Source organism: Pseudoalteromonas piscicida, assembly GCF_000238315.3.
GTDB lineage: Bacteria > Pseudomonadota > Gammaproteobacteria > Enterobacterales > Alteromonadaceae > Pseudoalteromonas > Pseudoalteromonas piscicida.
Map to the genome: position 1 here is coordinate 2597279 of NZ_CP011924.1, position 25390 is coordinate 2622668.

General features: G+C 44.1%; 23 protein-coding genes. 14 read left to right on the forward strand and 9 right to left on the reverse strand.

All coding sequences use genetic code 11. The features are described from left to right. The first annotated feature begins 268 nt into the window (after positions 1-268). On the forward strand, positions 269-586 hold the full coding sequence (locus PPIS_RS12105) for a hypothetical protein (protein ID WP_010374094.1): 318 nt from the start codon (positions 269-271) through the stop codon (positions 584-586). Here the strand turns inward: PPIS_RS12105 and PPIS_RS12110 are convergent. The 7 genes from PPIS_RS12110 to ftsY all read right to left on the reverse strand — a co-directional run bounded on the left by PPIS_RS12110 (position 583) and on the right by ftsY (position 8439). Continuing rightward, entirely contained in the window at positions 583-1857 is a 1275-nt protein-coding gene (locus PPIS_RS12110; RefSeq protein ID WP_026345593.1) for a cyclic di-GMP phosphodiesterase, read from the reverse strand. The genes PPIS_RS12105 and PPIS_RS12110 overlap by 4 nt on opposite strands. 225 nt (positions 1858-2082) lie before the next feature. Beyond that, positions 2083-2418 carry a ribonuclease E inhibitor RraB gene (gene rraB, locus PPIS_RS12115; protein ID WP_010374098.1) on the reverse strand — a complete coding sequence of 112 codons (336 nt, stop codon included), beginning with the start codon at positions 2416-2418 and terminating at the stop codon, positions 2083-2085. Continuing rightward, the gene (locus PPIS_RS12120; RefSeq protein WP_010374100.1) at positions 2418-3131 is read right to left on the reverse strand and encodes a 1-acylglycerol-3-phosphate O-acyltransferase; all 714 of its coding nucleotides are present in this window, start codon (positions 3129-3131) and stop codon (positions 2418-2420) included. Before PPIS_RS12120 ends, rraB begins: the two co-directional genes overlap by 1 nt. Positions 3132-3325: 194 nt before the next feature. Then, positions 3326-4183 (reverse strand): RNA polymerase sigma factor RpoH, encoded by an 858-nt coding sequence (rpoH, locus tag PPIS_RS12125; RefSeq protein WP_010374102.1) that lies wholly within the window; start codon positions 4181-4183, stop codon positions 3326-3328. Positions 4184-4481: 298 nt separating this feature from the next. Next, positions 4482-5468 (reverse strand): permease-like cell division protein FtsX, encoded by a 987-nt coding sequence (gene ftsX / locus PPIS_RS12130; protein WP_010374104.1) that lies wholly within the window; start codon positions 5466-5468, stop codon positions 4482-4484. Beyond that, complete coding sequence (ftsE, locus tag PPIS_RS12135; RefSeq protein ID WP_010374106.1) at positions 5465-6142, reverse strand: cell division ATP-binding protein FtsE; 678 nt, start codon at positions 6140-6142, stop codon at positions 5465-5467. The genes ftsX and ftsE overlap by 4 nt, the downstream gene beginning before the upstream one ends. Before the next feature lie 113 nt (positions 6143-6255). After that, positions 6256-8439, reverse strand: a complete 2184-nt coding sequence (gene ftsY, locus PPIS_RS12140) for a signal recognition particle-docking protein FtsY (RefSeq protein WP_096040879.1) — start codon at positions 8437-8439, stop codon at positions 6256-6258. 262 nt (positions 8440-8701) lie between these two features. Between ftsY and rsmD the strand changes: the two genes are divergently transcribed. The 12 genes from rsmD to PPIS_RS12200 all read left to right on the forward strand — a co-directional run bounded on the left by rsmD (position 8702) and on the right by PPIS_RS12200 (position 21566). Then, positions 8702-9286 carry a 16S rRNA (guanine(966)-N(2))-methyltransferase RsmD gene (rsmD, locus tag PPIS_RS12145; RefSeq protein ID WP_010374109.1) on the forward strand — a complete coding sequence of 195 codons (585 nt, stop codon included), beginning with the start codon at positions 8702-8704 and terminating at the stop codon, positions 9284-9286. 186 nt (positions 9287-9472) lie between these two features. Continuing rightward, entirely contained in the window at positions 9473-9688 is a 216-nt protein-coding gene (gene rpsU, locus PPIS_RS12150; RefSeq protein ID WP_010362466.1) for a 30S ribosomal protein S21, read from the forward strand. Positions 9689-9708: 20 nt separating this feature from the next. Next, positions 9709-10155 (forward strand): GatB/YqeY domain-containing protein, encoded by a 447-nt coding sequence (locus PPIS_RS12155; RefSeq protein WP_010374111.1) that lies wholly within the window; start codon positions 9709-9711, stop codon positions 10153-10155. A gap of 177 nt (positions 10156-10332) precedes the next feature. After that, positions 10333-12072, forward strand: coding sequence for a DNA primase (gene dnaG / locus PPIS_RS12160; protein ID WP_010374114.1), 1740 nt, complete (start codon positions 10333-10335; stop codon positions 12070-12072). 121 nt (positions 12073-12193) lie between these two features. Then, positions 12194-14044 carry an RNA polymerase sigma factor RpoD gene (gene rpoD, locus PPIS_RS12165; protein ID WP_010374116.1) on the forward strand — a complete coding sequence of 617 codons (1851 nt, stop codon included), beginning with the start codon at positions 12194-12196 and terminating at the stop codon, positions 14042-14044. Between the two features lie 74 nt (positions 14045-14118). After that, the gene (prmA, locus tag PPIS_RS12170) at positions 14119-14991 is read left to right on the forward strand and encodes a 50S ribosomal protein L11 methyltransferase (RefSeq protein ID WP_010374118.1); all 873 of its coding nucleotides are present in this window, start codon (positions 14119-14121) and stop codon (positions 14989-14991) included. 303 nt (positions 14992-15294) lie between these two features. Further along, positions 15295-16260, forward strand: a complete 966-nt coding sequence (gene dusB, locus PPIS_RS12175) for a tRNA dihydrouridine synthase DusB (RefSeq protein ID WP_010374120.1) — start codon at positions 15295-15297, stop codon at positions 16258-16260. A 45-nt stretch (positions 16261-16305) separates the two neighbouring features. Then, positions 16306-16596, forward strand: coding sequence for a DNA-binding transcriptional regulator Fis (gene fis / locus PPIS_RS12180; protein ID WP_010374122.1), 291 nt, complete (start codon positions 16306-16308; stop codon positions 16594-16596). Positions 16597-16807: 211 nt separating this feature from the next. Beyond that, positions 16808-18394: a bifunctional phosphoribosylaminoimidazolecarboxamide formyltransferase/IMP cyclohydrolase gene (purH, locus tag PPIS_RS12185; RefSeq protein WP_010374124.1), complete on the forward strand. Its 1587-nt coding sequence runs from the start codon at positions 16808-16810 to the stop codon at positions 18392-18394. A gap of 100 nt (positions 18395-18494) precedes the next feature. Then, the gene (locus PPIS_RS12190; protein WP_010374126.1) at positions 18495-19331 is read left to right on the forward strand and encodes a class I SAM-dependent methyltransferase; all 837 of its coding nucleotides are present in this window, start codon (positions 18495-18497) and stop codon (positions 19329-19331) included. A 15-nt stretch (positions 19332-19346) separates the two neighbouring features. Beyond that, positions 19347-20630: a phosphoribosylamine--glycine ligase gene (gene purD, locus PPIS_RS12195; RefSeq protein WP_010374128.1), complete on the forward strand. Its 1284-nt coding sequence runs from the start codon at positions 19347-19349 to the stop codon at positions 20628-20630. 114 nt (positions 20631-20744) lie between these two features. Then, positions 20745-21566, forward strand: coding sequence for a DUF2797 domain-containing protein (locus tag PPIS_RS12200; RefSeq protein ID WP_010374130.1), 822 nt, complete (start codon positions 20745-20747; stop codon positions 21564-21566). On the opposite strand, the gene PPIS_RS12205 is transcribed toward PPIS_RS12200, so the two are convergent. Next, complete coding sequence (locus PPIS_RS12205) at positions 21539-24055, reverse strand: EAL domain-containing protein (protein WP_010374132.1); 2517 nt, start codon at positions 24053-24055, stop codon at positions 21539-21541. The genes PPIS_RS12200 and PPIS_RS12205 overlap by 28 nt on opposite strands. Positions 24056-24131: 76 nt before the next feature. Here PPIS_RS12205 and PPIS_RS12210 point away from each other — a divergent pair, with 76 nt between their 5' ends. Beyond that, positions 24132-24431 (forward strand): DUF4144 family protein, encoded by a 300-nt coding sequence (locus PPIS_RS12210; RefSeq protein ID WP_010374135.1) that lies wholly within the window; start codon positions 24132-24134, stop codon positions 24429-24431. On the opposite strand, the gene PPIS_RS12215 is transcribed toward PPIS_RS12210, so the two are convergent. Continuing rightward, a complete protein-coding gene (locus PPIS_RS12215) occupies positions 24428-25348 on the reverse strand; it encodes a histone deacetylase family protein (protein ID WP_010374136.1) in 921 nt (306 codons plus the stop codon). The two genes, PPIS_RS12210 and PPIS_RS12215, sit on opposite strands and share 4 nt — an antisense overlap. Positions 25349-25390 lie beyond the last annotated feature (42 nt).

The following is a 25390-nucleotide window of genomic DNA, read 5'->3' on the forward strand; positions in this document are numbered from 1 at the left end:
CAGCTATGCCACACACCCACCAAATTGGCAGAATAATAAATTCATGACACCCTACCTAAAAGTGGAGTAGAAATCTCCTTTTTTGCGACTTTTCGTTGATTAAGTGAACATATAACGAACAAATTACGCACTTTATAAACTCATCGGATGAGATGAATTATCAAATGATAATAATTACCAATATCATTGACGTGCCTTCATCCCTTATATACACTCTTCAATCTGAGTATGAGTCATTCTGTGTGCTAATCGTGCCAAGGAGAACAACATGTCGATAGCATTAATCGTTTGCGCATTGGTATTTTGCGGTCTCAGCGTATATTGCCTGTGTAAAGCAAACTACTGTGCCTGTCGTCACGCGGGAGAGTGTGATAACCCGGTCAGTCAGTACTGGCTAGGAGCTATTGTCGCAGCGTTGCTATCACTGCTGCTAAGCTGTGCGGCGTTACATTCTGAAAAGGGAACATTACTGTGGATACTAATGATGGCGAGCTGTATGACTGGCGCAATGCTCTCTGCTAGATGGCAAAATCTCAAAAGACGCTGTAAAAACGCTTTCTTTCCAGTCGCGCAATCCAAACCTTAAATCAATAATTGATCTCTTAGCAGTCGTGAGAGGTTAATTTGATAATCAAGCGGCCTAACACTTGCGATCACTTTGATGTCTGACTCGCTTAAATCCAAATCTTTTGCCGTAACATGGTGGAGATGTTTGGTATTGTAAAACACACGTACAAGAGGCGCGGTTGGTGCGTGCTTATTGCCTTCGAGTACCAATCCTAATCGCTCGTTGGTCAGTTTAACAATAGTCCCTACGGGGTGAACCCCCATACACTTAATAAAACGCTGCACTAAAATAGGATCAAATTGCTTTTTACTCGACAGCAAAAAGCGTAATGCATTAATAGGCTCATCAGCCTCTTTGTGGTGCTGATCTGAGGTTATGGCGTCGTATACATCCACAATCGCCATCATTCTAGCCGCGGTGCTGAGTGCGTCGTCTTTAATCCCTCTGGGATAACCTGTACCATCTAAGCGTTCATGATGGTTGATGATCATGTCCAGCATAATAGGCGTGATCCCAGACTCACCTTTACTCAACCCCAACGACTGTGCCACATGTTTTTTGACCGCACGATACTCAAGATCGGTAAAATTACCCGGCTTATTGATCAGCCCCTGCGGTAACTTAGCGTGACCAATGTCATGTAACATCGCCCCCATGGCTAACTGTTCAATAATGTGATGTTGCAAACCGAGATGCTTGGCAAATACGGTGATCAGAATTGCGCAATTGGTCATATGACGCCAATTGTAGGCATCTTTGTCTTTGATCCGAGTTAAAATCGCCATCGCATTTGAATTACGAAGTACCGAATCTACGATGTCTTTACTTACCTCATTGATGAGGCTCATATCGACCTTCAAACCCGATGTAACATCTCCATAGAGGCTTTGGATCTGACGGTTATTTTTTTCAAACTTTTGCATCGCAACCGCAAATTCTTGCTGCAAAGTTTGTTCTTTACTCACCGTTTTGGTTTTGGGTTTTGGCTTGCTGCGAGCGGTGGAAAGGCTACCATCCATGCCATTTTTGGCGACAGGTTCTTCAGGGGCTTGTGGCGCTTCAGTGACCGGTTCTGCTGACGGCTGATATTTCTGTGGTACAGGAATATCACTCTGCGTAAAGTCTATGGTGAGCTCCAGTACCCCTTTATCAATCAGCTTTTGAATGATGGCTTCATCTCTGACCATTCCCCGAGATTTGATCTTAATGCCCGCGTCAGACTTATGCTTGTGAACATTATCCACAAACATTCCTGGTCTAAGATCTTCAATGGGAAGGACAATCTGCATGAATCGCTTACACTACGTAGTTAGCCAATGAATATTAATACCATTGAATGAGGTGAAACACCATCTATTCAGATTAAATTCACACAAAGGTATGGTGAAATTACAACCGCTCAGAAACGCTTGTTATACCAGTTTACTTAATTAAGGGGTTTAATTTGAGGTATTTATGAAGTGTTGCAGGAGGGGAAACCCAACACCGTATACATGCTGGGTTTTATACGATTGCTATTCTTGGAAATAAGTTCCCCAGCCGTCGTATTCAACGCCAGCGTCTAATGCAACCTTTTCTAACTTGTCTACGTCTTCCATGATAACGTCGGTATCCAGTTCGGCTTCTACAACAACATCAAAGCCCCAAATTTTGCCGCCGTCTTCGAGCTCAAGCTCTGCAGGCTCTTCAACATCATAGCCCAATTTAAATGCCGCTAATGCTGCTGCTTCCAGCTTGTCAAAATCCTCACTTACAAAGTGATGTTCTACTTCATAAAGCGTTTCAGGGTTTGAGCCGTCTTCTAGCAATGAAGAAACAATGTCTTCACTTATCTCACGCCAGTTTTCCATTATTTTAATCTCGCTTTTGCATCTAGTTCAGCTATTCTTTGAGCCATTTTAGCATGGATCTGAGCAGCGTGATCCCTTGCTGGCACTTCTGGGTCTAAATATTCTGGCTCTAGTATGTCGATATAGACCTTACCATTATTCCAACGATTGAGCTTTATCTGCTCATGCGTTGAACTCATACATACTGGAATGATAGGCACATTGGCACTCATCGCAGTGTGAAATGCCCCGGTTTTAAATGGTAACAAACCGCGGCCATAGCTTCTGGTTCCTTCAGGGAACATCCAAACCGATAGTTTTGACTCGGTGATTTTTTTTGCTGATTTGGTCAGTGTACCTAAGGCTTTAGAACGATTAGCTCTATCAATCAAAATGTTGCCAGATAGCCAATACATTTGCCCAAAGAACGGGATCCACTTTAAGCTTTTTTTCCCCATGCTGACGGTGTTTTTTGGCACCACGGCCGGCAGCGTAAAGAGATCATAATTATTTTGGTGATTTGCAACATACATCGCGGGGACAACATGCTTGGCATTTTCATGCTGTGTAATAACCAACTCAACGCCTATCAACTTTGACATATAGCCATACCATTTGGCTATCGTGTGCACATTGTTAGCATGAAAAGGGCGCACAATACACAATAACAATCCGCAAATACCACTAACAATGATAAACACTGCTAATAAGAGAATTCGTATAATGGCAATCAATTTAACCACTCCAGAATTAAAATCTCGCGCATTATAGTAAAATAAGCGAACACTTGTAAGCTCAAAATGATGATAGTTTTGAGATTGCCAGATGAGTCTCTAGGTATGAGAGTTAAGGTGCTGATCTGTTTATAGAAAATAAAAATGCCGCTGAGTAGCGGCATTTGACACACGATTTATCATTTTTGCAAAATTTAGCTCATTGCGTTTTGCAGCTTTTTCATTGCTGACTTTTCTAGCTGGCGTACACGCTCAGCCGACACGCTGTATTTCTCAGCTAAATCTTGTAGCGTTGCCTTTTCGTCAGCAAGCCAACGTGCACTTACGATATCTTGAGAACGCTCATCAAGCGTTTTCAGTGCTGCAAATAGGCGGTTATGTGACTGCTCTTGCCACTGCTCTTGCTCAACTTCTTCGGCAAGGTCACTACTAGTGTCTGTTAAATACTGTACTGGAGAGAAGTTACCCGCTTGGCTTTCGTCATCATCAGCAGATAGGTCAAAGCCCATATCTTGGCCTGCCATACGAGATTCCATCTCGCGAACTTCTTTCTCACTTACACCAAGCTCGTTTGCAACCGTTGTCACTTCGTCTTGGTTAAACCAACCTAAACGCTTTTTATTTTTGCGCAGATTGAAGAATAATTTACGCTGCGCTTTTGTCGTCGCAACTTTAACAATACGCCAATTCTTTAATACATATTCATGGATTTCTGCTTTAATCCAATGTACCGCAAAAGAAACAAGACGCACACCCACGCTTGGGTCAAAACGCTTAACTGCTTTCATCAATCCAATATTACCTTCTTGGATCAAGTCAGCCTGAGGTAGGCCATAGCCCGAATAACTTTTTGCGATGTGAGCAACGAATCTCAAATGAGACATAATGAGTTGCTTAGCCGCGTTAAGATCCCCTTCTTCCTGAAGACGTGTCGCAAGTTTTTTCTCTTCCTCAGCGCCAAGCATAGGTATTGTGCTTACAGATTGAAGGTAACCTTCAACACTTGCGCTTTGCTGCCCAGTTAGTGCTAATGCGTATAAATCTTTAGTCATGTTTCACCTCAGTGATAAACCGTTTCGTGTATATTTAGCACTCTAACATCTAGAGTGCTAAATGCAATCTACTTTATCTGATTTTTAAAATCAACCTTTTTAGAAGAACTTCAAAAATAAAATGTAACCTACTGAATAATATTGAAAATATTGAATTAACTAGGCTTCTTTTTACGATATTATTTTTTTATGACAGTGCTAAATTTAATTAGTTCTGATTGTTTGAGTGCTAAAATCTGATAGTAATTGGCAATCGACTGCTACACTTTAGCAGTCGATTGGTGTTTGTAGCGTTAAATCATACCTTTTCAGGTTCAATCTCTTTGATATAACGGTGTACAGAAAGAAAAGAGCCTACAAACCCTAAGGTAATCGCAGTGCCAAGTAGCACTAAAAGTTCATTCCCTGCCATTCCCTGAAGCACAAAGTTGCTTTGATATACCCCAACAACCGTAGATACGGCTGACTCCAGCCACCACAACATAAGAGCTACACAGATAAAGGCAACCAAACCACCGACTATGCCATACCATACACCAGTCCAAAGAAACGGAGCCTGAATAAAGGTATTGGTCGCCCCCACCAGTTTTAGCACTTGGATTTCTTCTTTCTTGTCCATGATGGATAAGCGTATGGTATTTCCAATAATCAAGATAACGGCGCTAAGCAATAGAAACCCCACGGTGATCACACTTTCTTTTAGTAACCCCAGTAGTGCATTTAGGCGCTCTAGCCATTCAATATCCAGCTTACCAAACTCGACCTCGCGCTCTTTTTCAAGTTTAGTGAGAAGCTCTGTTGCAGCTTGTGGTTTTCTAAAACGACTAACAGGCGTTACCAGCACAACATTAGGCAGCGGGTTTTCTTCTAAATAGTTAAGCGCCTGACCAAAGCCAGACATAGACTTAAATTCATCCAAAGCTTGGCTTTTACTTATCAGTACTACTTTTTCTATTTCTGGATAGAGTGCAAGCCGCTTCACCAAGGTTTGTGTCTGTGCTTCTGTCATTTCATCTTTAACGAACAATGATATTTCAGATGCCTCTTTAAACCCGCTACTTACCTGCTGTACATTTTTCACTACCACATAAAGCGTCGCGGGCAATGTCAGGCTGAGTCCCAAAACTAGAATAGTCATTAAAGAGGCCATTGGCGTACGCCACATTTCCCCAAGACTCTGTACACCTTGACGAATAATCATCAAACAAAAAAAGTAAAAATGATGAAATACCGACTTTTTACTTTGTTCAGCCTGATTTCCTCGTCCTTTAAACAGCAAACTCATAACGTGTCCTCCGCTAGCGGATCTTGTAGCATCCGTCCTTGATTAAGCGTGAAGCTACGGTATTTCATGCGTGCTATTAACCCCAAATTATGAGTCGCGATAAGAACGGATGTACCACGGCGATTAAATTCTTCAAATAGGTTCAGAATTTCCATCGATAGTTCTGGGTCTAAGTTTCCCGTAGGTTCGTCTGCAAGCAGCAAAGGCGGTGAGTTAACAATCGCTCTTGCTATGCCAACACGTTGCTGTTCACCTCCAGATAACACACTCGGATGGCACTTTGCTTTATCAAGCAAACCCACCTTGTCCAGAGCGGCATGTACTCTTTTGGTGATCTGTTTATGGTGAGTACCTTCAATAACTAAAGGTAGTGCGACGTTATCAAATACGCTGTAACGTTCGAGTAGGCGGTGGTTTTGAAAAATAATCCCAATATCTCGGCGAACAAAAGGAACCTGCCGGTTAGATACCGTATTGAGATCGACACCATTAATGTAGACACGGCCTGCTGATGGCCTTTCCATCACGCTAACCAACTTTAATAATGTACTTTTACCAGCGCCACTGTGGCCGGTTAAAAATGCGAGTTCTCCATTTGCAAGTTCAAAGCTCACTTTTTCCAGCGCTTTGTGCCCACCAGGATAAGTTTTGCTCACTTGCTCAAATTTAATCATGTTGGCCTCTTATACTTATTTTAACCATGACACTCAGTCCGTGGCATTGTAGCAATTCGGCAATCGAATAAAGCGGGCAAATTTGCCCGCTTTATTGCAACTGATGTCTCTATTTATTCTTGACTGAACAATGCCTCGATAAAATCATCACTCTTAAAGGTGCGTAAGTCATCAATGCCTTCACCTACACCTATATATCGAATTGGCACCTTAAACTGATCCGCCACAGCAAAGATAACCCCACCTTTGGCTGTACCATCAAGCTTAGTTAACGTGATACCAGTTAAGCCAACTGCTTGATTAAACAGTTTTACCTGACTAATCGCATTCTGACCAGTTCCGGCATCAATCGTCAACATCACTTCATGTGGCGCGTCTGGGTCTAACTTTTTCATTACTCGAGCAATCTTCTCAAGCTCTTGCATTAGGTTATCTTTATTTTGTAATCGACCCGCTGTATCCGCTATTAATACATCGATATTTCTCGCTTTAGCGGCTTGGAAGGCATCAAATACCACCGACGCAGAATCAGCACCTGTGTGCTGGGCAACAACAGGGATACTATTTCTTTCACCCCATACCTGCAACTGCTCTACCGCAGCCGCGCGGAAAGTATCGCCAGCCGCCAACATGACGGATTTACCTTCGCTTTGAAACTGTTTGGCAAGCTTACCGATTGTCGTCGTTTTACCAACGCCATTTACGCCGACCATTAAGATAACGAAAGGTTTCTTGTCGGCAGGGATCTCAAGCGGTTGCTCTGCCGTTTTTAAGATCTCTGACATTTCTTTTTTCATTAGGTCATATAAAGCTTCACCGTCTTTTAACTGCTTTCTATCAGCAGCATCAGTCAGGTTATCTATCAGCTTCATTGTGGTTTCAACACCAATATCAGCCGTTAGCAATTGCGTTTCTAGATCTTCGAACAGCTCATCATCGATTTTTTTGCCTTTGAATACCGAAGCAAAGCCTGAGCCGATATTGGCCTTGGTTTTCAACAAGCCTTTTTTAAGGCGGGAGAAGAAACCTTCTTTTTTCGGCTTTTCTTGTTCTTGAGCTAATTGAGCCTGACGTTCTGCTTCTTCACGTTCAGCTTGTTCTTTAGCTAACTGTGCCTGACGTTCGGCTTCTTCACGCTCAGCTTGCTCTTTTGCTAATTGTGCCTGACGTTCCGCTTCTTCACGCTCGGCTTGTTCTTTAGCCAATTGTGCCTGGCGTTCTGCTTCCTCACGCTCAGCTTGTTCTTTCGCAAGTTGTGCCTGACGTTCTGCTTCCTCACGCTCAGCTTGTTCTTTAGCCAATTGTGCCTGACGTTCTGCTTTCTCACGCTCAGCTTGTTCTTTCGCAAGTTGTGCTTGACGTTCCGCTTCTTCACGCTCAGCTTGTTCTTTCGCTAATTGCGCCTGACGTTCTGCTTCCTCACGCTCAGCTTGCTCTTTTGCTAATTGTGCCTGACGTTCTGCTTCTTCACGCTCGGCTTTCTCTTTTGCTAATTGTGCCTGACGTTCTGCTTCCTCACGCTCAGCTTGTTCTTTCGCTAATTGCGCCTGACGTTCTGCTTCTTCACGCTCGACTTGCTCTTTTGCTAATTGTGCCTGACGTTCTGCTTCCTCACGCTCAGCTTGCTCTTTTGCTAATTGTGCCTGACGTTCCGCTTCTTCACGCTCGGCTTGCTCTTTTGATAACTGTGCCTGGCGTTCTGCTTCTTCATGCTCAGCTTGTTCTTTAGCTAACTGTGCCTGACGTTCGGCTTCTTCACGCTCAGCTTGTTCTTTCGCTAATTGCGCCTGACGTTCTGCTTCTTCACGCTCGACTTGCTCTTTTGCTAATTGAGCCTGACGTTCCGCTTCTTCACGCTCGGCTTGTTCTTTCGCTAATTGTGCCTGACGTTCTGCCTCTTCACGCTCGGCTTGTTCTTGAGCTAATTTTGCTTGACGTTCTGCTTCCTCACGCTCAGCTTGTTCTTTCGCTAATTGTGCCTGACGTTCTGCCTCTTCACGCTCGGCTTGTTCTTGAGCTAATTTTGCTTGACGTTCTGCTTCCTCACGCTCAGCTTGTTCTTTCGCTAATTGCGCCTGACGTTCTGCTTCCTCACGCTCAGCTTGCTCTTTTGCTAATTGAGCCTGACGTTCTGCCTCTTCACGCTCAGCTTGCTCTTTCGCTAACTGTTCTTGGCGTGCCGCTTCCTCACGCTCAGCTTGTTCTTTTGCTAACTGTTCTTGGTGTTCAGCTTCTTGTTGCTCTTTATCGGATTTACCAAAGCCCAACCAAGATAAAAATTTGTTTTTCTTTCCCATATTCACTTATGACCGTGTTAGATAAATTGCATAAACCCAAAGCAAAATGTTGATGATCTTGCTACCATACTCGAAAACGCCAATCCGCATCAGCTTATTGCTTTTACTTGGATTGATATCACACTTAATTTTGGGCTCGAAAGGCAAGCCGAGGATGGCAACCTTAGTGCTTAGACAAAATTGCGTGCAAGTGTACCATGTTCCGTAAGGATGAAAAATCCTGACACCAAGAACCTTTAATAAAGAAGCAAATTACGTCGCTATGAGAAAATCTAAGCCTAAGTCAAATACCAAACAGTCTGGTTTCATCCGCCTGATCAGTGGTAAGCATAAAGGTCGCAAGTTACCAGTTCATGATGTTGTGGGATTAAGACCAACAACAGATAGAATGAAAGAAACCGTTTTTAATTGGCTCATGCAGGACGTAAGAGACGCAAAAGTACTCGATTGCTTTGCCGGTGCTGGCAGTCTAGGATTTGAGGCGATTTCACGCTTTGCAGCAAGCGGAACCTTTATCGAACTGGATAAAACCGCGGCGACGCAGCTTAGCAATAATGCAACTTTACTCAAACTGGATAACGTTGAAATCATTAATACCGACGCGTTAACCATGCTGGCAAATAACCTTAAGCAACAACAATATGACTTGGTTTTTATTGACCCACCCTTTCGCAAAGGGCTTGTGACTCCTTGTTGTGACTTACTTGAGTCACAATCTTGGCTCAGCGAAGACGCACTCATCTATGTTGAATTTGAACAAGAGGCACAACCTGACACACCAGAAAATTGGCAAGTGATTAAAGAAAAGCATGCAGGACAAGTGATCTGCCGCCTTTATCAACGCTGAAATTCCCTCATAAAGAATGAAAAAACAGCCGTTAGCGTATGACATGACAGGGCTGGTGTTTTTAGCTATAATTTAGGCTTTACATGCGGTCTTGCTTCAGATTACAATACCGCACCATTTTTGAACCAATTGGCTAGTTTTTAGCCAGATAGAGCTAAGCTCATTAATTAGGTAGGTGAATTTTTAATGCCAGTAATTAAAGTAAGAGAAAACGAGCCGTTTGACGTTGCACTACGTCGTTTCAAACGTTCATGTGAAAAAGCAGGTATCCTTTCTGAAGTTCGTCGTCGCGAGCACTACGAGAAGCCAACTGCTGAGCGTAAGCGCAAAAAAGCTGCAGCGGTTAAGCGTCACATGAAGAAGCTTTCTCGCGAAAACGCACGTCGCGTTAAATTATACTAATCAGTATTGGTCTTGTATCAATGAGCTTATTAGTTACGCTAAAAGACGCGCAAAAAGAAGCGATGAAAGCCAAAGAGAAACTTCGTCTTGGCGCGATTCGTGCGGTACTTGCTGAAATTAAACAGCGAGAAATCGACAACCAAACTACACTAGACGACGCAGGCATTACTGCGGTTTTAGTTAAGTTGGTTAAGCAGCGTCGCGATTCTTATACCCAGTATAAAGATGCAGGGCGTGAAGACTTAGCTGATATCGAAGCTAACGAAATTAGCGTACTTGAGACATTCCTTCCTAAGCCACTTAGCGAAGATGAAATTGTCGAGCTAATTGATGCCGTGATTGCACAAACTGGTGCGTCAGGCATGCAAGACATGGGCAAAGTAATGGGTGCGATTAAAGCAGAAGCTGAAGGTCGCGCTGATATGGGTAAAGTCTCTGGTTTAATTAAGCAAAGACTTACCGCTTAAGCCCACATACAATTGTATGATTGATAAGTGAACCGAGCCTAGTGCTCGGTTTCTTCGTTTTAGGCGTCATGTGTACCAATGCAGTACTGATAAAATATCTCACTTGAATTAAGTTGATTTTTTCTTGTTGCTACTTGATATAATGCGCTCACTCACTAGTACAACTTCGGAACATAAATGAAAGGCAAAATCCCTAGACAGTTTATTGATGACTTGCTCGCAAGAGCGGACATTGTCGAGCTCATAGACGGTCGTGTGGGATTGAAAAAGGCAGGAAAAGACTATCAAGCCTGCTGTCCATTTCACAATGAGAAAACACCTTCATTTACCGTGTCACGTGATAAACAGTTTTACCATTGCTTCGGCTGTGGTGCTAATGGCAACGCGATATCCTTCTTAATGGAATACGATAAGCTTGAGTTTGTCGATGCTATTGAAGAATTAGCCGCCCTATTAAACTTAGAAGTACCACGCGAAAATGCCCCGCAAGGGCCACAGCGTTCAATGGAAGAAAAAAAGTCTGACTATGACTTAATGCTCCAAGCCGCTAAGTTTTATCAGCACCAGTTAAAACACCATAGCAATGCCACTCAAGTAATTGACTACGTAAAAGGGCGCGGACTGAGTGGCGAAACTGTCCAAAAGTTTATGATTGGTTATGCACCACCTGAGTGGGAGTCATTGTGTAATCAAATAGCCCGCAAGCCTGAGCACAAACAACAGCTGCTCGATTTGAAATTAGCATCAGAAAAGTCAGCTGGCCGTCAATTTGACTTCTTCCGCGATCGCTTGATGTTCCCTATTCGTGATAAACGCAGTCGTGTCATCGCATTTGGCGGAAGGATAATGGGTGCAGATCAAGGCCCAAAATATCTAAACTCGCCTGAAACACGCATTTTCCATAAAAGTTTCGAGCTTTATGGTTTTTATGAAGCTAAACAGGCCCATAAGCAATTAGATAAAGTCTTGATTGTGGAAGGTTATATGGACGTCGTTGCCTTAGCAGAAAAAGGCATTGATTACGCCGTTGCCGCATTAGGCACTGCAACCACAGCTGAACACATGCAAACTTTGTTTCGTAATACCGACAGAGTGATCTGCTGCTACGACGGTGATAGAGCTGGCCGCGATGCAGCTTGGCGTGCACTTGACCATGCTTTACCTAACTTAAAAGACGGTAAGTCTCTACAGTTTGTCTTTTTACCTGATGGTGAAGATCCAGACTCATTGGTACAGCAAGAAGGCAAAGATGCCTTTGAAGCACGGCTGGAAACAGCAAGCGATTACACGCAAGTATTGTTTACCAAATTACGTGAGCAATGCGATCTTACAAATGATGCAGGCAAATCCAAGCTGCTTACCGATGCCATTCCACTGATCAGCAAAATACCCAGTGACTACTACCAAGAGAGTTTGTTAACCACCTTAGCCAGGTTAATTGGTCGTACTCGTGAGCAGCTTAGTGCAAAATTGGCAAGTAACAAACAGCAGAATAAAATTGAGCGCCAATTTAAAGTCACGCCGATGCGTCGAGCGATTGGCTTACTGCTCCAACATCCACAGCTTGCGCAAACGGTTGAGTATATGCCTGAACTCGGTGAAATGGCGATCCCTGGTATTCAACTGCTGCTGAGCTTACAAATGTTATGTCACGATAACCCGCAAATAAATACAGCGCAGTTACTTGAACATTATCGCGACCAAGCTGAATTCGATGCCTTGAAAAAGCTTGCGGTGTGGCAACATGGCGTTGCTGAAGATAGGCTAGAAGACGAATTTAAAAATACTTTTCAATTTATTGAAGATCAGTGTTTAAATTATCGCCTAGAGACCCTATTAATAAAGGAGAAAACCGAAGGCCTAACAAATGATGAGCGGCTAGAATGCGCACTCCTTACCCAAGCGCTTAAACAGTAGAAGTTCTAGTCAATAGCAATTTTCGGTGCTATAATGTTCTATTCACTGCGTCATCAAAATTTAGCTGTTAAATAGCTGGCGCCTGTTGTATCAACTTTTCAGAGTGGAAGCAAATTTCTCTATGGATCAATCTCCTCAGTCACAACTCAAACTTCTGATTCAGAAAGGTAAAGAGCAAGGTTATTTAACTTTTGCAGAAGTTAACGATCATCTTCCACAAGACATCATAGACTCAGATCAGGTAGAAGATATCATCAGCATGATCAACGACATGGGTATTCAGGTCTCTGAAAATGCGCCTGATGCTGATGAGTTGATGATGCAAGAAACAACAACAGATGAGGATGCTGCGGAAGCAGCGGCTGCGGCATTAGCAACAGTAGAAAAAGAAATTGGCCGCACAACTGACCCTGTTCGTATGTATATGCGTGAAATGGGTACGGTTGAACTTCTAACTCGTGAAGGCGAAATCCAAATCGCTAAGCGTATTGAAGAAGGGATCAACCAAGTACAGATTTCTGTTGCAGAATATCCTGAAGCTATTACTTACCTGCTAGAGCAATGGGACAAGTACGAAGCAGAAGAAATGCGCCTAAGCGACATCGTTTCTGGTTTCTTTGATCCTAATGCTATCGAGGAAGACGAAGCGCCAATTTCAGCAACACACATCGGTTCTGAGCTAAGTGATGAAGACTTAGATGACGAAGATGATGATGAAGATGATGACGATGATGACTCAGAAGAAGGCGATTCAGGTCCAGATCCTGAAGAAGCTCGTGAGCATTTTGAACAACTTCGTACGCTGTACAATAAAGCGCGAGAAATTTTTGAAAGTAAAGGTCGCTCGCACCCAGATGCGAAAGCTGCAATTCAGGAAATCGGCGATCACTTCCGTACTTTCAAGTTAGTTCCTAAGCAATTCGACCGCATGGTAAACAACATGCGCGACATGATGGATAAAGTGCGTGTTCAAGAACGCATCATCATGAAACAAGCAGTTCAGATTGCTAAGGTACCGAAAAAGGTTTTCGTTAAGCACTTTGCTAACAATGAAACCGATACCGCATGGATCGATGCTGAAATTGCATCAGGTGAAAAACACTCAGCAAAACTTGCTGAAGTAAAACCTGAAATCGAGCGTTGTGTTAACAAGCTTAAAGCGTTTGAAGATAGCACAGGTCTTAGCATTGAGCGTATTAAAGACATCAACCGTCGCATGAGTATTGGTGAAGCAAAAGCTCGCCGTGCGAAGAAAGAAATGGTTGAAGCGAACTTACGTCTTGTAATTTCAATCGCTAAAAAGTATACCAACCGTGGTCTGCAGTTCTTGGATCTGATCCAAGAAGGTAACATCGGTCTGATGAAAGCGGTTGATAAATTTGAATACCGTCGTGGTTATAAGTTTTCAACATACGCAACTTGGTGGATCCGTCAGGCGATTACTCGCTCAATTGCGGATCAGGCAAGAACTATTCGTATTCCAGTGCATATGATTGAAACAATCAACAAGCTGAATCGTATCTCTCGTCAAATGCTACAGGAAATGGGCCGAGAGCCAAGTCCTGAAGAATTGGCAGAACGTATGATGATGCCTGAAGACAAGATCCGCAAAGTGTTAAAAATCGCCAAAGAGCCAATCTCAATGGAGACGCCAATTGGTGATGATGAAGATTCACATCTTGGTGACTTTATCGAAGACACCACTATCGAGTCGCCGATTGATTCAGCAACGATGGAAAGTCTTCGTGGCGCAACCAACGAGGTACTTGCAGGCCTTACCGCTCGTGAAGCTAAAGTACTACGTATGCGTTTCGGTATCGATATGAATACAGACCACACGTTAGAAGAAGTGGGTAAACAGTTTGATGTAACACGTGAGCGTATTCGTCAGATTGAAGCTAAAGCGCTACGTAAGCTGCGCCACCCTTCTCGCTCAGATCTATTAAAGAGCTTTTTAGACGTTAAGGGCTAAAAAGTAGCAAATAAGATTAAGGCCGCTATTCAGCGGCCTTTTTTATATTAATTGGATTAAATAGGTATACACACATGGCTTGGATCCAAATCCGAATTTATTCAGATAAAGCCGATGCCGATGCTTTAAGCGATATGCTTATGGATGTCGGTTGTCCGTCTGTCACATTCATGGATAGTAAAAACAATCCCGTTTACGAACCAAAACCTGGCGAAGTCATCTTATGGCCTGAGACAACCGTGATCGGTTTATTTGAAGCAAACCATGATATGCAAGCAGTCGTTGACTTTGTCCAGTCACATTATGACAAGCCGTTAAACTACAAGCTTGAACAGCTAGAAGACAAAGACTGGGAACGCGAGTGGATGGATAATTTCCACCCAATTAAGTTTGGCGAGAGATTATGGATCTGCCCAAGCTGGCGTGATGTGCCAGATCCCAATGCCGTCAATGTGTTACTAGATCCAGGCCTTGCATTTGGTACTGGTACTCATGCGATAACCGCACTTTGCCTGCAATGGCTAGAACAACAAGACCTCAGTGGCAAAACGGTCGTTGATTTTGGCTGTGGCTCTGGGATTTTAGGCATTGCAGCAATCAAATTAGGCGCTGAGCGTGTGATTGGTATTGATATCGATCCACAAGCGCTGATCGCAAGCCGCGATAATGCCGAGCGTAATGGCGTCGCAGATAAACTAGAAGTGTATTTACCTGAAAACCAGCCGCAATTCAGTGCTGATATCGTTGTTGCTAATATTCTTGCACAGCCGCTGAGAGAGCTACACGAAATCATTCTCGGCTTCTTGGGCGACAAAGGCGCCATCGCTATGTCTGGTATTTTAGAAGAGCAAGCGCAATCCGTTGCGGATGTTTACGCACCATTTTTAAAGCTAGACAACATTGCCCAACAGGGTGAATGGACGCGCGTCAGCGGTGTGAAAAAATAAGGCTGCTAACGTAACGCTGACAAAAGTATCAGCGAGTCAATGAAAGTTAGTAAGTTTTAACTGGTAAAGCCTGTAATTAACAGGCTTTACGCATTTTTCACAGCTTAAATTTTCGGCTCAAATTGTACCTTTAAAATTGTTTTTGCATAAATTTCGTGCAAATTATCTGGGCTCTCAGGTTGTTATCAAATGTCAACCCATAAAGTTCAAAAAAAAAGCAATTATGTTCAATTTATAACCTTTGATTTTTGCGAAAAAAACCGTAAACTTAGCGCCCCTTGAGGTAAGGCGGATTAAACTGTAGTGCGTATTGGTCCATACCAACTTGAAAACAATCTTATCGTAGCACCAATGGCTGGGATCACCGACAGACCGTTTCGACAACTGTGTCGACGTCTAGGTGCTGGGCTTGCGGTATCAGAAATGTTGTCTTCAAATCCAAAAGTGTGGAAAACCGATAAGTCGCAAAATCGCATGGATCACAGCGGTGAATCAGGCATTCGCTCGGTACAAATCGCAGGAGCAGATCCTGAGTTGATGGCGCAAGCAGCACAATTTAATGTCGCAAACGGTGCGCAGATCATAGATATCAATATGGGCTGCCCCGCTAAGAAAGTGAACAAGAAGCTTGCAGGCTCAGCATTGTTGCAATATCCAGAGTTGGTTGACGAAATCGTAACCGCTGTGGTTGCTGCCGTTGACGTACCTGTGTCGTTAAAAATCCGTACAGGATGGGACACAGACAATCGTAACGGTGTTGAGATTGCTCGCATAGCTGAACGTCGAGGCATTGCTTCGCTAGCCGTGCATGGCCGTACAAGAGCATGTATGTATAAAGGCGAAGCTGAATATGCCACGATCAGAGAAATTAAACGTTCAGTATCTATTCCTGTGGTAGCAAACGGTGACATTACGTCTCCTGAAAAAGCGAAACAGGTGCTGGAATACACGGGCGCAGATGCCATTATGATTGGTCGAGCCGCCCAAGGTCGTCCTTGGATTTTCCGAGAAATAGACCACTATTTGCAAACCGGTGAACATTTGCCAGAACCTGAAATAGCAGAGGTTCGAGCAATATTGATGGAGCACTTAGTAAACCTTCATCAATTCTATGGTGAGCCAATGGGAGCGCGCATCGCACGCAAGCATGTATCTTGGTATTTGCAGGCCCATGACCAAGAAGGTCAATTTAGGCGAGTATTCAATGCCTTGGAGACGCCAGAAGCGCAAATCGAGGCATTAGAAGACTATTTTGAAACATTAGGGTGAATGAATTTATTCATCCTTCAGGCTAACTAAGAAAGAGACATAACGATGTTCGAACAAAATGTGACTTCTCCATTTATTACTAACGCTCATGTTCAGTCACAAGAGAAACCGCAACCTTTGCGCGATGCAGTTAAAAAAGCTGTACATCACTACCTAAAGCAGCTTAATGGTCAAGACGTACAAGACGTTTATGAGTTAGTTCTTTCTGAGCTTGAAGCGCCTCTACTAGAAGAGGTTATGACTTATACTCGTGGTAACCAGACTCGTGCAGCGATCCTTTTAGGTATCAACCGTGGCACACTTCGCAAGAAGCTAAAAAAATACGGCATGAACTAAGCACTGCTGGTAAAATTTAGTTGATAAAAAAGCACCTTCGGGTGCTTTTTTATTGTTTAAAATTCAGCAGCTAGCGGACATTTATCCTTTTCATATCGCACTTTTCTCATGTTTATCTCGCCTTTTAACATCGTCATCTTAACAATAATGCGCTAAAATACCGGCTTTCTAAGCTAGCCCTTAACTAATCATTGAGGAAACCTGAACCATCATGGATATACATCGTCCAATTCGTCGCGCCCTACTAAGCGTGTCAGATAAAACCGGTATCGTTGAATTCGCCACAGCACTTGCAGCTCAAGGCGTAGAAATTTTATCAACTGGCGGTACTTGCAAACTACTTGCAGACAACGGCATTAAAGTAACAGAAGTATCTGATTACACTGGCCACCCAGAAATCATGGATGGTCGCGTTAAAACGCTTCACCCAAAAGTGCACGGCGGTATCTTAGGACGTCGCGGTCAAGACGAAGACGTCATGACTGAAAACAATATTTCAGCAATCGATATGGTAGTAGTCAACTTATACCCCTTCGCACAAACTGTTGCGAAAGCTGACTGTAGCCTAGAAGATGCAATAGAAAATATCGATATTGGTGGTCCAACAATGGTTCGTGCTGCGGCTAAGAACCACAAAGACGTGACCATTATTGTAAATGCGAGTGACTACAGCCGTGTTATTGAAGAAATGAAGGCGAACTCTGGCTCTACAACATACAAGACACGTTTCGACCTAGCTATTGCGGCCTACGAGCATACCGCACAGTATGACGGCATGATTGCCAACTACTTCGGTAAAATGGTTCCGGATTATACGGAAGAAGCGGCTGAGGAAACCAAATTCCCTCGCACTATCAATATGCAATTCACTAAGAAGCAAGATATGCGCTACGGTGAAAACTCGCATCAAGACGCTGCTTTCTATGTTGAAAACAACATTGAAGAAGCATCCGTCGCGACGGCTAAACAACTTCAAGGTAAGGCGCTATCTTATAACAATATCGCTGATACCGATGCAGCACTTGAGTGTGTTAAAGAATTTGATAAGCCGGCTTGTGTTATCGTAAAACACGCAAACCCTTGTGGTGTTGCTGTTGATGACAATATTCTTGCCGCCTATGACCGCGCATTTAAGACCGACCCAACTTCTGCCTTCGGTGGTATCATCGCCTTTAACCGAGAGCTAGACGGCGACACGGCGGAAGCCATTGTAGCACGTCAGTTTGTTGAAGTTATCATCGCACCGAGCGTATCAGAAGAAGCCGCACAAATCGTTGCTGCGAAGCAAAATGTACGTTTACTAGAATGTGGCCAGTGGTCAAACAAAACCACAGGTACTGATATTAAGCGTGTTAATGGCGGTATCTTAGTACAAGATCGTGACCAAGGTATGGTTGGTTTGGACGACCTTAAGGTGGTTTCGAAACGTCAACCTACAGAACAAGAACTAAAAGATCTACTGTTCTGCTGGAAAGTCGCTAAATTTGTTAAGTCTAACGCGATTGTTTACGCCCGTGATGGGATGACTATTGGTGTAGGCGCAGGCCAAATGAGCCGCGTATACTCTGCAAAAATCGCGGGGATCAAAGCCGCCGATGAAAACCTAGAAGTACCAGGTTCTGTGATGGCATCTGATGCGTTCTTCCCATTCCGTGATGGCATTGACGCAGCTGCAGCTGCGGGTATTACCGCAGTTATCCAGCCGGGTGGTTCAATGCGTGATGAAGAGGTGATTGCCGCCGCTGATGAAGCCGGAATGGCAATGGTGTTTACCGGCATGCGCCACTTCCGCCATTAATCAATAAAGCGCGAAACTTATGAGTTTCGCGCTTTTTGTTTCAGCTAATTTCCAGTATTCTGGCTACAGCATAATCATAACAGAATGAAGGAAGCTAACGATGAATCTAGGTATGAAATCTCTTATCGCTGCGGCAGTATTTACCACTTTAGTGGGCTGTAACGCGACAGAATCCAACTCCAGCCAAGCTGTACCAAGCGCGATTGCAAAAGCCGTTGCTAGCGACAATCGAGCTGAGAAAAACAGAGCCCGAGACCAATATCGCCACCCAAGTGAAACGCTTGCTTTTTTTGGCATTGAGCCATCAATGACCGTGGTAGAAATTGCACCTGGTGGTGGTTGGTATAGCGAGATTTTAGCGCCGCTGGTTAAAGGTCAAGGCACCTATTATGCAGCGCACTTCCCTGCTGATTCAGATGTTGGCTACTATCAACGTTCATTAAAAGGCTACAAAGACAAAGTAGCAACCAACCCAGACTATAGTGAAGTAAAGATCACCGAATTTGCACCAGTGACACACAGTAATATTGCGCCACAAGGCAGTGCAGACGTGGTACTTACCTTCCGTAACGTGCATAACTGGTACATGGGTAAAGGGGATGAAGGTGTACTTAGCGCGTTCAACGCGTTTAATAAGGCACTGAAACCTGGTGGCATTTTAGGTGTGGTTGAACACCGTCTGCCTGAGCACCGCCAACTTGAAGATCAAAAGTCGTCAGGTTATATGAAGCAAAGTTATGTTGTTGATATCGCCAAGCAAGCTGGGTTTGAATTAGTTGCAAGCAGCGACATTAACGCCAACCCGCTAGACAGCGCCAATCATCCAAAAGGCGTCTGGACTCTGCCACCTCGCTTAGCGCTGGGTGATGAAAAAGCAGCGCAATATAAAGCGATTGGGGAAAGCGACCGCATGACCTTAAAATTCAAAAAGCTTTAATAGGAAAATTTCGCCATGAATGTACTAGTCATTGGCAGCGGTGGACGTGAGCATGCGCTTGCGTTCAAAGCCGCACAAAACCCATCTGTAAAAACAGTTTTTGTAGCACCTGGTAACGCTGGTACTGCGCTTGAGCCTAAACTCGAAAACGTGGCTATCGGCGTTGAAGATATCGATGCCTTAGTCGTCTTCGCTAAAGAAAACAATGTGCAATTAACCATTGTTGGCCCTGAAGCGCCACTGGTTATCGGTGTAGTTGACCGTTTCCGTGACGAAGGCTTAGCTATTTTTGGACCTACTCAAGCAGCAGCGCAGTTGGAAGGTTCAAAGTCGTTTACTAAAGACTTTTTAGCACGTCACGATATTCCAACAGCGGCTTATCAAACGTTTGAAGAAATTGAGCCTGCGCTTGCCTACTTGAAAGCGCAAGGTGCACCTATCGTCGTTAAGGCTGATGGTCTTGCTGCTGGTAAAGGGGTCATCGTGGCAATGACCGAAGCGGAAGCAGAAGAAGCTATCCGCGATATGCTTGCGGGGAATGCTTTTGGCGAAGCGGGCAGCCGCGTGGTTATCGAAGAGTTTTTAGAAGGTGAAGAAGCCTCTTTCATCGTCATGGTTGACGGCAAAAATGTACTTCCTTTTGCCACCAGCCAAGATCACAAACGTGCATACGATGGTGATAAAGGCCCAAACACAGGCGGTATGGGTGCATACTCTCCAGCTCCTGTAGTCACGCCAGACATTCATGATCGCATCATGGCCGAAGTGATCAATCCAACGGTTGACGGTATGGCGAAAGAAGGTCACCCTTATACAGGTTTCCTATACGCTGGTTTGATGATCACTGCGGATGGCACGCCAAAAGTTATCGAGTATAACTGCCGTTTTGGTGACCCAGAAACACAACCTATCATGTTACGCCTCCAATCTGATTTAGTTGAGCTGATTGAAGCGGCAAACCGTGAAGAGCTTGATCAAACATCGATTGAATTCGATCCGCGAGCGGCTGTTGGTGTTGTGCTTGCAGCTAGTGGCTACCCTGGGAACTACCCTAAGGGTGACGCTATTTCAGGTCTTCAAGTGAACTATCCTGAAGGTGAAAAAGTGTTCCATGCTGGTACTAAGCAAGATGGCGAGCATGTAGTCACCGCTGGTGGTCGAGTATTGTGTGCGACGGCCCTTGGCCACACAGTAACCGAAGCGCAAAAACGCGCCTACTCTCTAGTGAAAGACATTCACTGGGATGGCGTAGAATACCGTACAGATATCGCATATCGCGCAATCGCACGCGAAAGCTAATTCACATTAAGCTTTGCAAGGCCAGCCCGGCGCTGGCCTTTTTCATTTTTACACACTGCGTTTCTAAGTTTGTAATGGTATCCTACCCTTTTATGAGCATTTTTAGGGGCAAAGATGCAAGTACAAGGTACACTCAGCAAGTTGAAATCAGCGCTTGTTGAACCTATTCAATATCAATTACCCGTGGGTGATAACTTAGTATCACTCAATGACTACTTTGGTAAACCTGTTACCCTGACCTTCACCGGCAATATATTTTGCAGTAGCTGTGGTAAGAAAACCAAAAAGAGCTATTCGCAAGGCCACTGTTTCGTGTGTATGAGAAAACTCGCTAGCTGCGACATGTGCATTATGAAGCCAGAGACCTGCCACTATGATCAAGGCACCTGTCGTGAACCCCAATGGGGCGAAGAGAACTGTATGATCCCGCACTATGTGTATTTGGCCAATACCTCAGGTCTTAAAGTTGGGATCACTCGTCATACACAGATCCCAACGCGTTGGGTAGATCAAGGCGCAACGCAAGCACTGCCGATTTTTAAGGTGCAAACCCGCCACCAGTCAGGATTAGTGGAAGTGGCACTGGCTCAGTTTATTGCCGATAAGACTAACTGGCGCAATATGCTCAAAGGCATCAATCCTGAAATAGACCTCAAAGCAGAAGCCGCTAAGCTTATTCCCGAGATCCAAACAAAGCTCGACGAACTTGCTGAACTCTTTGGTGCAACCGCCATTGAAGTGCTGGACGAGGAAGTGGTTGATCTCACTTTCCCTGTAGAGCAGCACCCGAGTAAAATCAGCTCGTTTAACTTTGATAAAGACCCTGTAGTATCAGGCGTGCTTGAAGGGATCAAAGGCCAATATCTTATTTTTGATAATGGCGTGATCAATATCCGTAAGTTTACCTCTTACGAAATCACCTTCTCTGACGAATAAAATGTATGCCAATCGTCTTCTGTAAGTGGCTTACAGAAGACGTAACCTTGGATTGTATGACAACCTAGCTTGCGCAGGTAACGTTTCTGTACAGGCTTTTCAACGCCCTCAGCTACAACTTGCAGGTTGAGCGCCTTAGCCATCGCCACAATTGCCGAAACAATTTCGCTGTTGCCATATTCATCGGGCACTTTAGCAATAAAACTAGCATCTATTTTTAGGATATCGATGGGCAGTTTAGCCAAGTAACTGAGCGCAGAATACCCGGTACCAAAGTCATCAATCGCCAGTTTTACACCCAGCTCCTTGAGTTTTCTCAAGGTGTACTTAGCCTCAAGCAGATTACCGATAAAGCTATTTTCAGTAAGCTCAAGCTCAAGATACTTGCCGTCGACGTTGTGCTTCTTTAATGCCTGCGCAACACATTGATAAAGGTCGCCTTGAGTGACATGAGACGCCGAGATATTAATCGCCAAGCGCCTAATATCAACACCGGCGCGTTGCCATTTAGCCAAGTGCTGACAGGCTTTATCTATTACCCACTGATCTAAACGAATAATAAGCCCAAGCTCCTCTGCGAGTGGAATAAATTGAGCCGGCGAGATCATCCCAAGATTTGGGTCGCGCCAGCGCAGCAAACACTCAACACTGGAAATACGACTGCTAGTTAAGCACTGCAAGGGTTGAAAATGCAGTTCAAATTCATCATTTTCTAAGGCATTCTGAAAACGGCTTAGCATGGATAAGCGCTCAAATGAGCGTGCATTCATCGAAGCTTCGAATAATTGGAAGGAGTTGCGCCCTACTTCTTTGGAGCGATACATAGCAACATCGGCGTGTTTAAGCAATGTTTCCGTGTCATGACCATCCTCGGGATAAATAGCTGCCCCCATAGAGGCCGTCGCAGCCACCTGCATATCACCAAGTTGAAAGGGGCTCGATAGTGCCATCAACATTTGGTCAGCAAACTCAATGACCTCCGACATGCCATTCACTTCGCTCAGTAGCACAACAAATTCGTCGCCACCAAGTCGCGCTAACGTGTCACCTTCGTTTAGAATAGACTTTATTCGCTCACTAACCTGTACCAATAACTCATCTCCGGCGCTGTGGCCAAGAGAGTCATTCACTTCCTTAAAGCGGTCTAAATCTATAAACATCACACTGAGTTTTTGCTTATAGTGATGCGCTGATGCCAATGCCATAGAGAGTCTGTCGTAAAATAAGCGGCGATTAGGCAGCCCAGTCAATTCATCAAAATAAGCTAAGCGAGCAATTTTTTCTTCAGCATTTTTGCGCTCCGTAATGTCACTAAAAATGGCCGCGTAGAGCATGTCGTCACTGTACGGCTCTCTGATCTCAATAATCGTGAGCCATTCAACATAAATCTCACCGCTCTTTTTGCGGTTGCAGATCTCACCCTGCCACACACCAGTTTCTCTGAGAGTTTGCCACATGCTCTGATAATAGCATTCATCATGTAGCCCAGAGCTCAATATGCTGGGGTTTTTCCCTAGTACTTCATAATCTTTGTAGCCAGTAAGCGCACTAAACGCTGGGTTGATCTGGATTATTTCACCTGAACTTTTGGTGATCATGATACCATCGAGAGAAGCATCAATAATGCGGTTTGCTAGATAAAGATTCTTCTCCGATTTTTGCAGTGCAATATCACGTTGTACTAGGACTTTTTCCAGCTCGCTACAATACGCAGTTTCGATTTCAGTCAGGACATTTTTGAGCGCTAATAGCCCTATCACTTGTTGCGATTCCGGGGACGTCACCACCAAATGACGAATGGAGTTTACCGTCATCAGCCGATAAGCATCGAATAGGCTGTCTTTTGGCGTCATGGAGAGCATCGGATAGCTAGCTAATTGCCAGCAAGGCTGACGCCAATCAGGGTTGAGAATAATGTACGCAATATCACGCTGAGTAATAATGCCATACTCATTTAATTCACGGTTATACACCAGCACAGCGGTAAGCTTAAGCTCACGCATATTATTGATAACATCAGAGACGCAGTCTTCACTGTCTAAAATCACAATGCTCGAGTCAAAGTGTTGCTCAATTGGTCTAAAATGCAAATAATGGTCGAGCCCTTGGCTGCGCACAATATCGGATAAAGAGACCACACCACAAGGCAGATTATCCTGGTCCACCACAAGTAAGTGACGGATCCCTAGTTGGTGGAACTTGACCGTCGCCTCACTCAAGGTTTTATCTATTTGAATTTTTTGCACCGGTGTAGTCATCACTTCCCGGATCGGCACCTGGGAAAAATCAGGATCGTTAAAGTTGAGCTTAACGCAATCCGACTCAGTCCAGATACCAATAATGTCATCGGCACGGGTAATAAAGATCGAGCTCACTCTGCTCGCTCGCATTTGCGCAACCGCATCATATAGACTGGTTTGCTCATCGCAACATAACAAGCTATTGGTAAATACTTCTTTGATCTGTAACTGACGTGAATCACCAACCATAAGCACACTCTCGCAATATTATTCCAATTTGAAGTATACTGGGCGACACTTTTGATAACTTGACCAAGAACAAATTATGGCGATAAAAACCTATCCTTTATTGCTGGTACTGGACCAAAGTATAGAGTTTATCGAAGATGAAAAAGCACTAAGAGATGCAACGCATCTGCTCGATGATGCGTCACTCAAACGTGTAATTCTAGTATACACAAACGATTGCTGTAGCAACGTACAAGGTGCACCTGTGCAATGTATTGAGTTGAAATATTTAACCGAATTAGTGCAACAATATCTCGTTGACGAAGGCCAGTGTTGTGTGAGCAAAATCCAACTGAGAAATACTCAGCAGGCTTTTGATTTATTAAGTCTAAGCTAACCGGCTTCAACCAGCGCTTTGATATGTGTCACGGCGCTGCGGCCTAAAGAAGAAAGATCATAGCCCCCTTCTAAGTAGGAAATAATCCCCAAACAGTCCGATGAGTTTGCAAACTCAACCACTTGCTCAGTAAACCACTGGTAATCTTGTTCAACAAACTTGAGCCCACCCATATCATCTTCTAAATGACCATCAAACCCTGCACTGATAAAAATGAGCTGAGGTTTAAATGATTGCAGCTTAGGTAACCATTGCTGCTCCACCAAGGCTTTTAAGTCTGTGCCATCCGCTCCCGCACTCAACGGGGAATTGATAAGTGTTTGATGATTCTCAATCGCGGTATTTGGATAAAAAGGGTGTTGAAACAAAGAGCAAAGTAACACGCTATGATCGTCTTTGAAAATATCTTGTGTGCCATTACCATGATGTACATCGATGTCTAATATAGCCACCCGCTCTACGCCCTTTGTCTTGGCATAAGCGGCAGCAATGGCAACATTATTAAAGACACAAAACCCCGATGAAGTACTTTGATTGGCGTGGTGCCCAGGAGGTCTAACAGAACAAAATGCAGCATCAAGTTTACCTGCAACCACTTCGTCCACCGCAAGTATTCCTGCGCCGACAGCGCGTTCAATCGCTTTCATAGAATCAGGACAAAGCCAAGTGTCGCCGTCTAACTCGGTTAACCCTTCATTAGGGATTTTATCCATTACTTCTTTGATCATGGCTTGATCATGAACCAATGCATAGTGTGAGGTATCGGCTTTCAGCGCCGTTTTGTGCTCAATGGCGATATCAAGTCCAGACGCTAGCAACCTGTCTGATATCGCATCTAACCTCGCAGGACACTCAGGATGTTCCTCGGTCATTTTATGCTTGCGGCAATATGGATGAGTAATAATTGCAGTACGCATAACGAATATACATCCTATGTTAGTTTGCGACGTGGTTGATTT

Coding starts and splice junctions, on each gene's coding strand:
- PPIS_RS12105 (WP_010374094.1), top strand. CDS start 269: ATGTCGATAGCATTAATCGTTTGCGCATTGGTATTTTGCGGTCTCAGC.
- PPIS_RS12110 (WP_026345593.1), bottom strand. CDS start 1,857: ATGCAGATTGTCCTTCCCATTGAAGATCTTAGACCAGGAATGTTTGTG.
- rraB (WP_010374098.1), bottom strand. CDS start 2,418: ATGGAAAACTGGCGTGAGATAAGTGAAGACATTGTTTCTTCATTGCTA.
- rpoH (WP_010374102.1), bottom strand. CDS start 4,183: ATGACTAAAGATTTATACGCATTAGCACTAACTGGGCAGCAAAGCGCA.
- ftsX (WP_010374104.1), bottom strand. CDS start 5,468: ATGAGTTTGCTGTTTAAAGGACGAGGAAATCAGGCTGAACAAAGTAAA.
- ftsE (WP_010374106.1), bottom strand. CDS start 6,142: ATGATTAAATTTGAGCAAGTGAGCAAAACTTATCCTGGTGGGCACAAA.
- ftsY (WP_096040879.1), bottom strand. CDS start 8,439: ATGGGAAAGAAAAACAAATTTTTATCTTGGTTGGGCTTTGGTAAATCC.
- rsmD (WP_010374109.1), top strand. CDS start 8,702: ATGAGAAAATCTAAGCCTAAGTCAAATACCAAACAGTCTGGTTTCATC.
- rpsU (WP_010362466.1), top strand. CDS start 9,473: ATGCCAGTAATTAAAGTAAGAGAAAACGAGCCGTTTGACGTTGCACTA.
- PPIS_RS12155 (WP_010374111.1), top strand. CDS start 9,709: ATGAGCTTATTAGTTACGCTAAAAGACGCGCAAAAAGAAGCGATGAAA.
- dnaG (WP_010374114.1), top strand. CDS start 10,333: ATGAAAGGCAAAATCCCTAGACAGTTTATTGATGACTTGCTCGCAAGA.
- rpoD (WP_010374116.1), top strand. CDS start 12,194: ATGGATCAATCTCCTCAGTCACAACTCAAACTTCTGATTCAGAAAGGT.
- prmA (WP_010374118.1), top strand. CDS start 14,119: ATGGCTTGGATCCAAATCCGAATTTATTCAGATAAAGCCGATGCCGAT.
- fis (WP_010374122.1), top strand. CDS start 16,306: ATGTTCGAACAAAATGTGACTTCTCCATTTATTACTAACGCTCATGTT.
- purH (WP_010374124.1), top strand. CDS start 16,808: ATGGATATACATCGTCCAATTCGTCGCGCCCTACTAAGCGTGTCAGAT.
- PPIS_RS12190 (WP_010374126.1), top strand. CDS start 18,495: ATGAATCTAGGTATGAAATCTCTTATCGCTGCGGCAGTATTTACCACT.
- purD (WP_010374128.1), top strand. CDS start 19,347: ATGAATGTACTAGTCATTGGCAGCGGTGGACGTGAGCATGCGCTTGCG.
- PPIS_RS12200 (WP_010374130.1), top strand. CDS start 20,745: ATGCAAGTACAAGGTACACTCAGCAAGTTGAAATCAGCGCTTGTTGAA.
- PPIS_RS12205 (WP_010374132.1), bottom strand. CDS start 24,055: ATGGTTGGTGATTCACGTCAGTTACAGATCAAAGAAGTATTTACCAAT.
- PPIS_RS12210 (WP_010374135.1), top strand. CDS start 24,132: ATGGCGATAAAAACCTATCCTTTATTGCTGGTACTGGACCAAAGTATA.
- PPIS_RS12215 (WP_010374136.1), bottom strand. CDS start 25,348: ATGCGTACTGCAATTATTACTCATCCATATTGCCGCAAGCATAAAATG.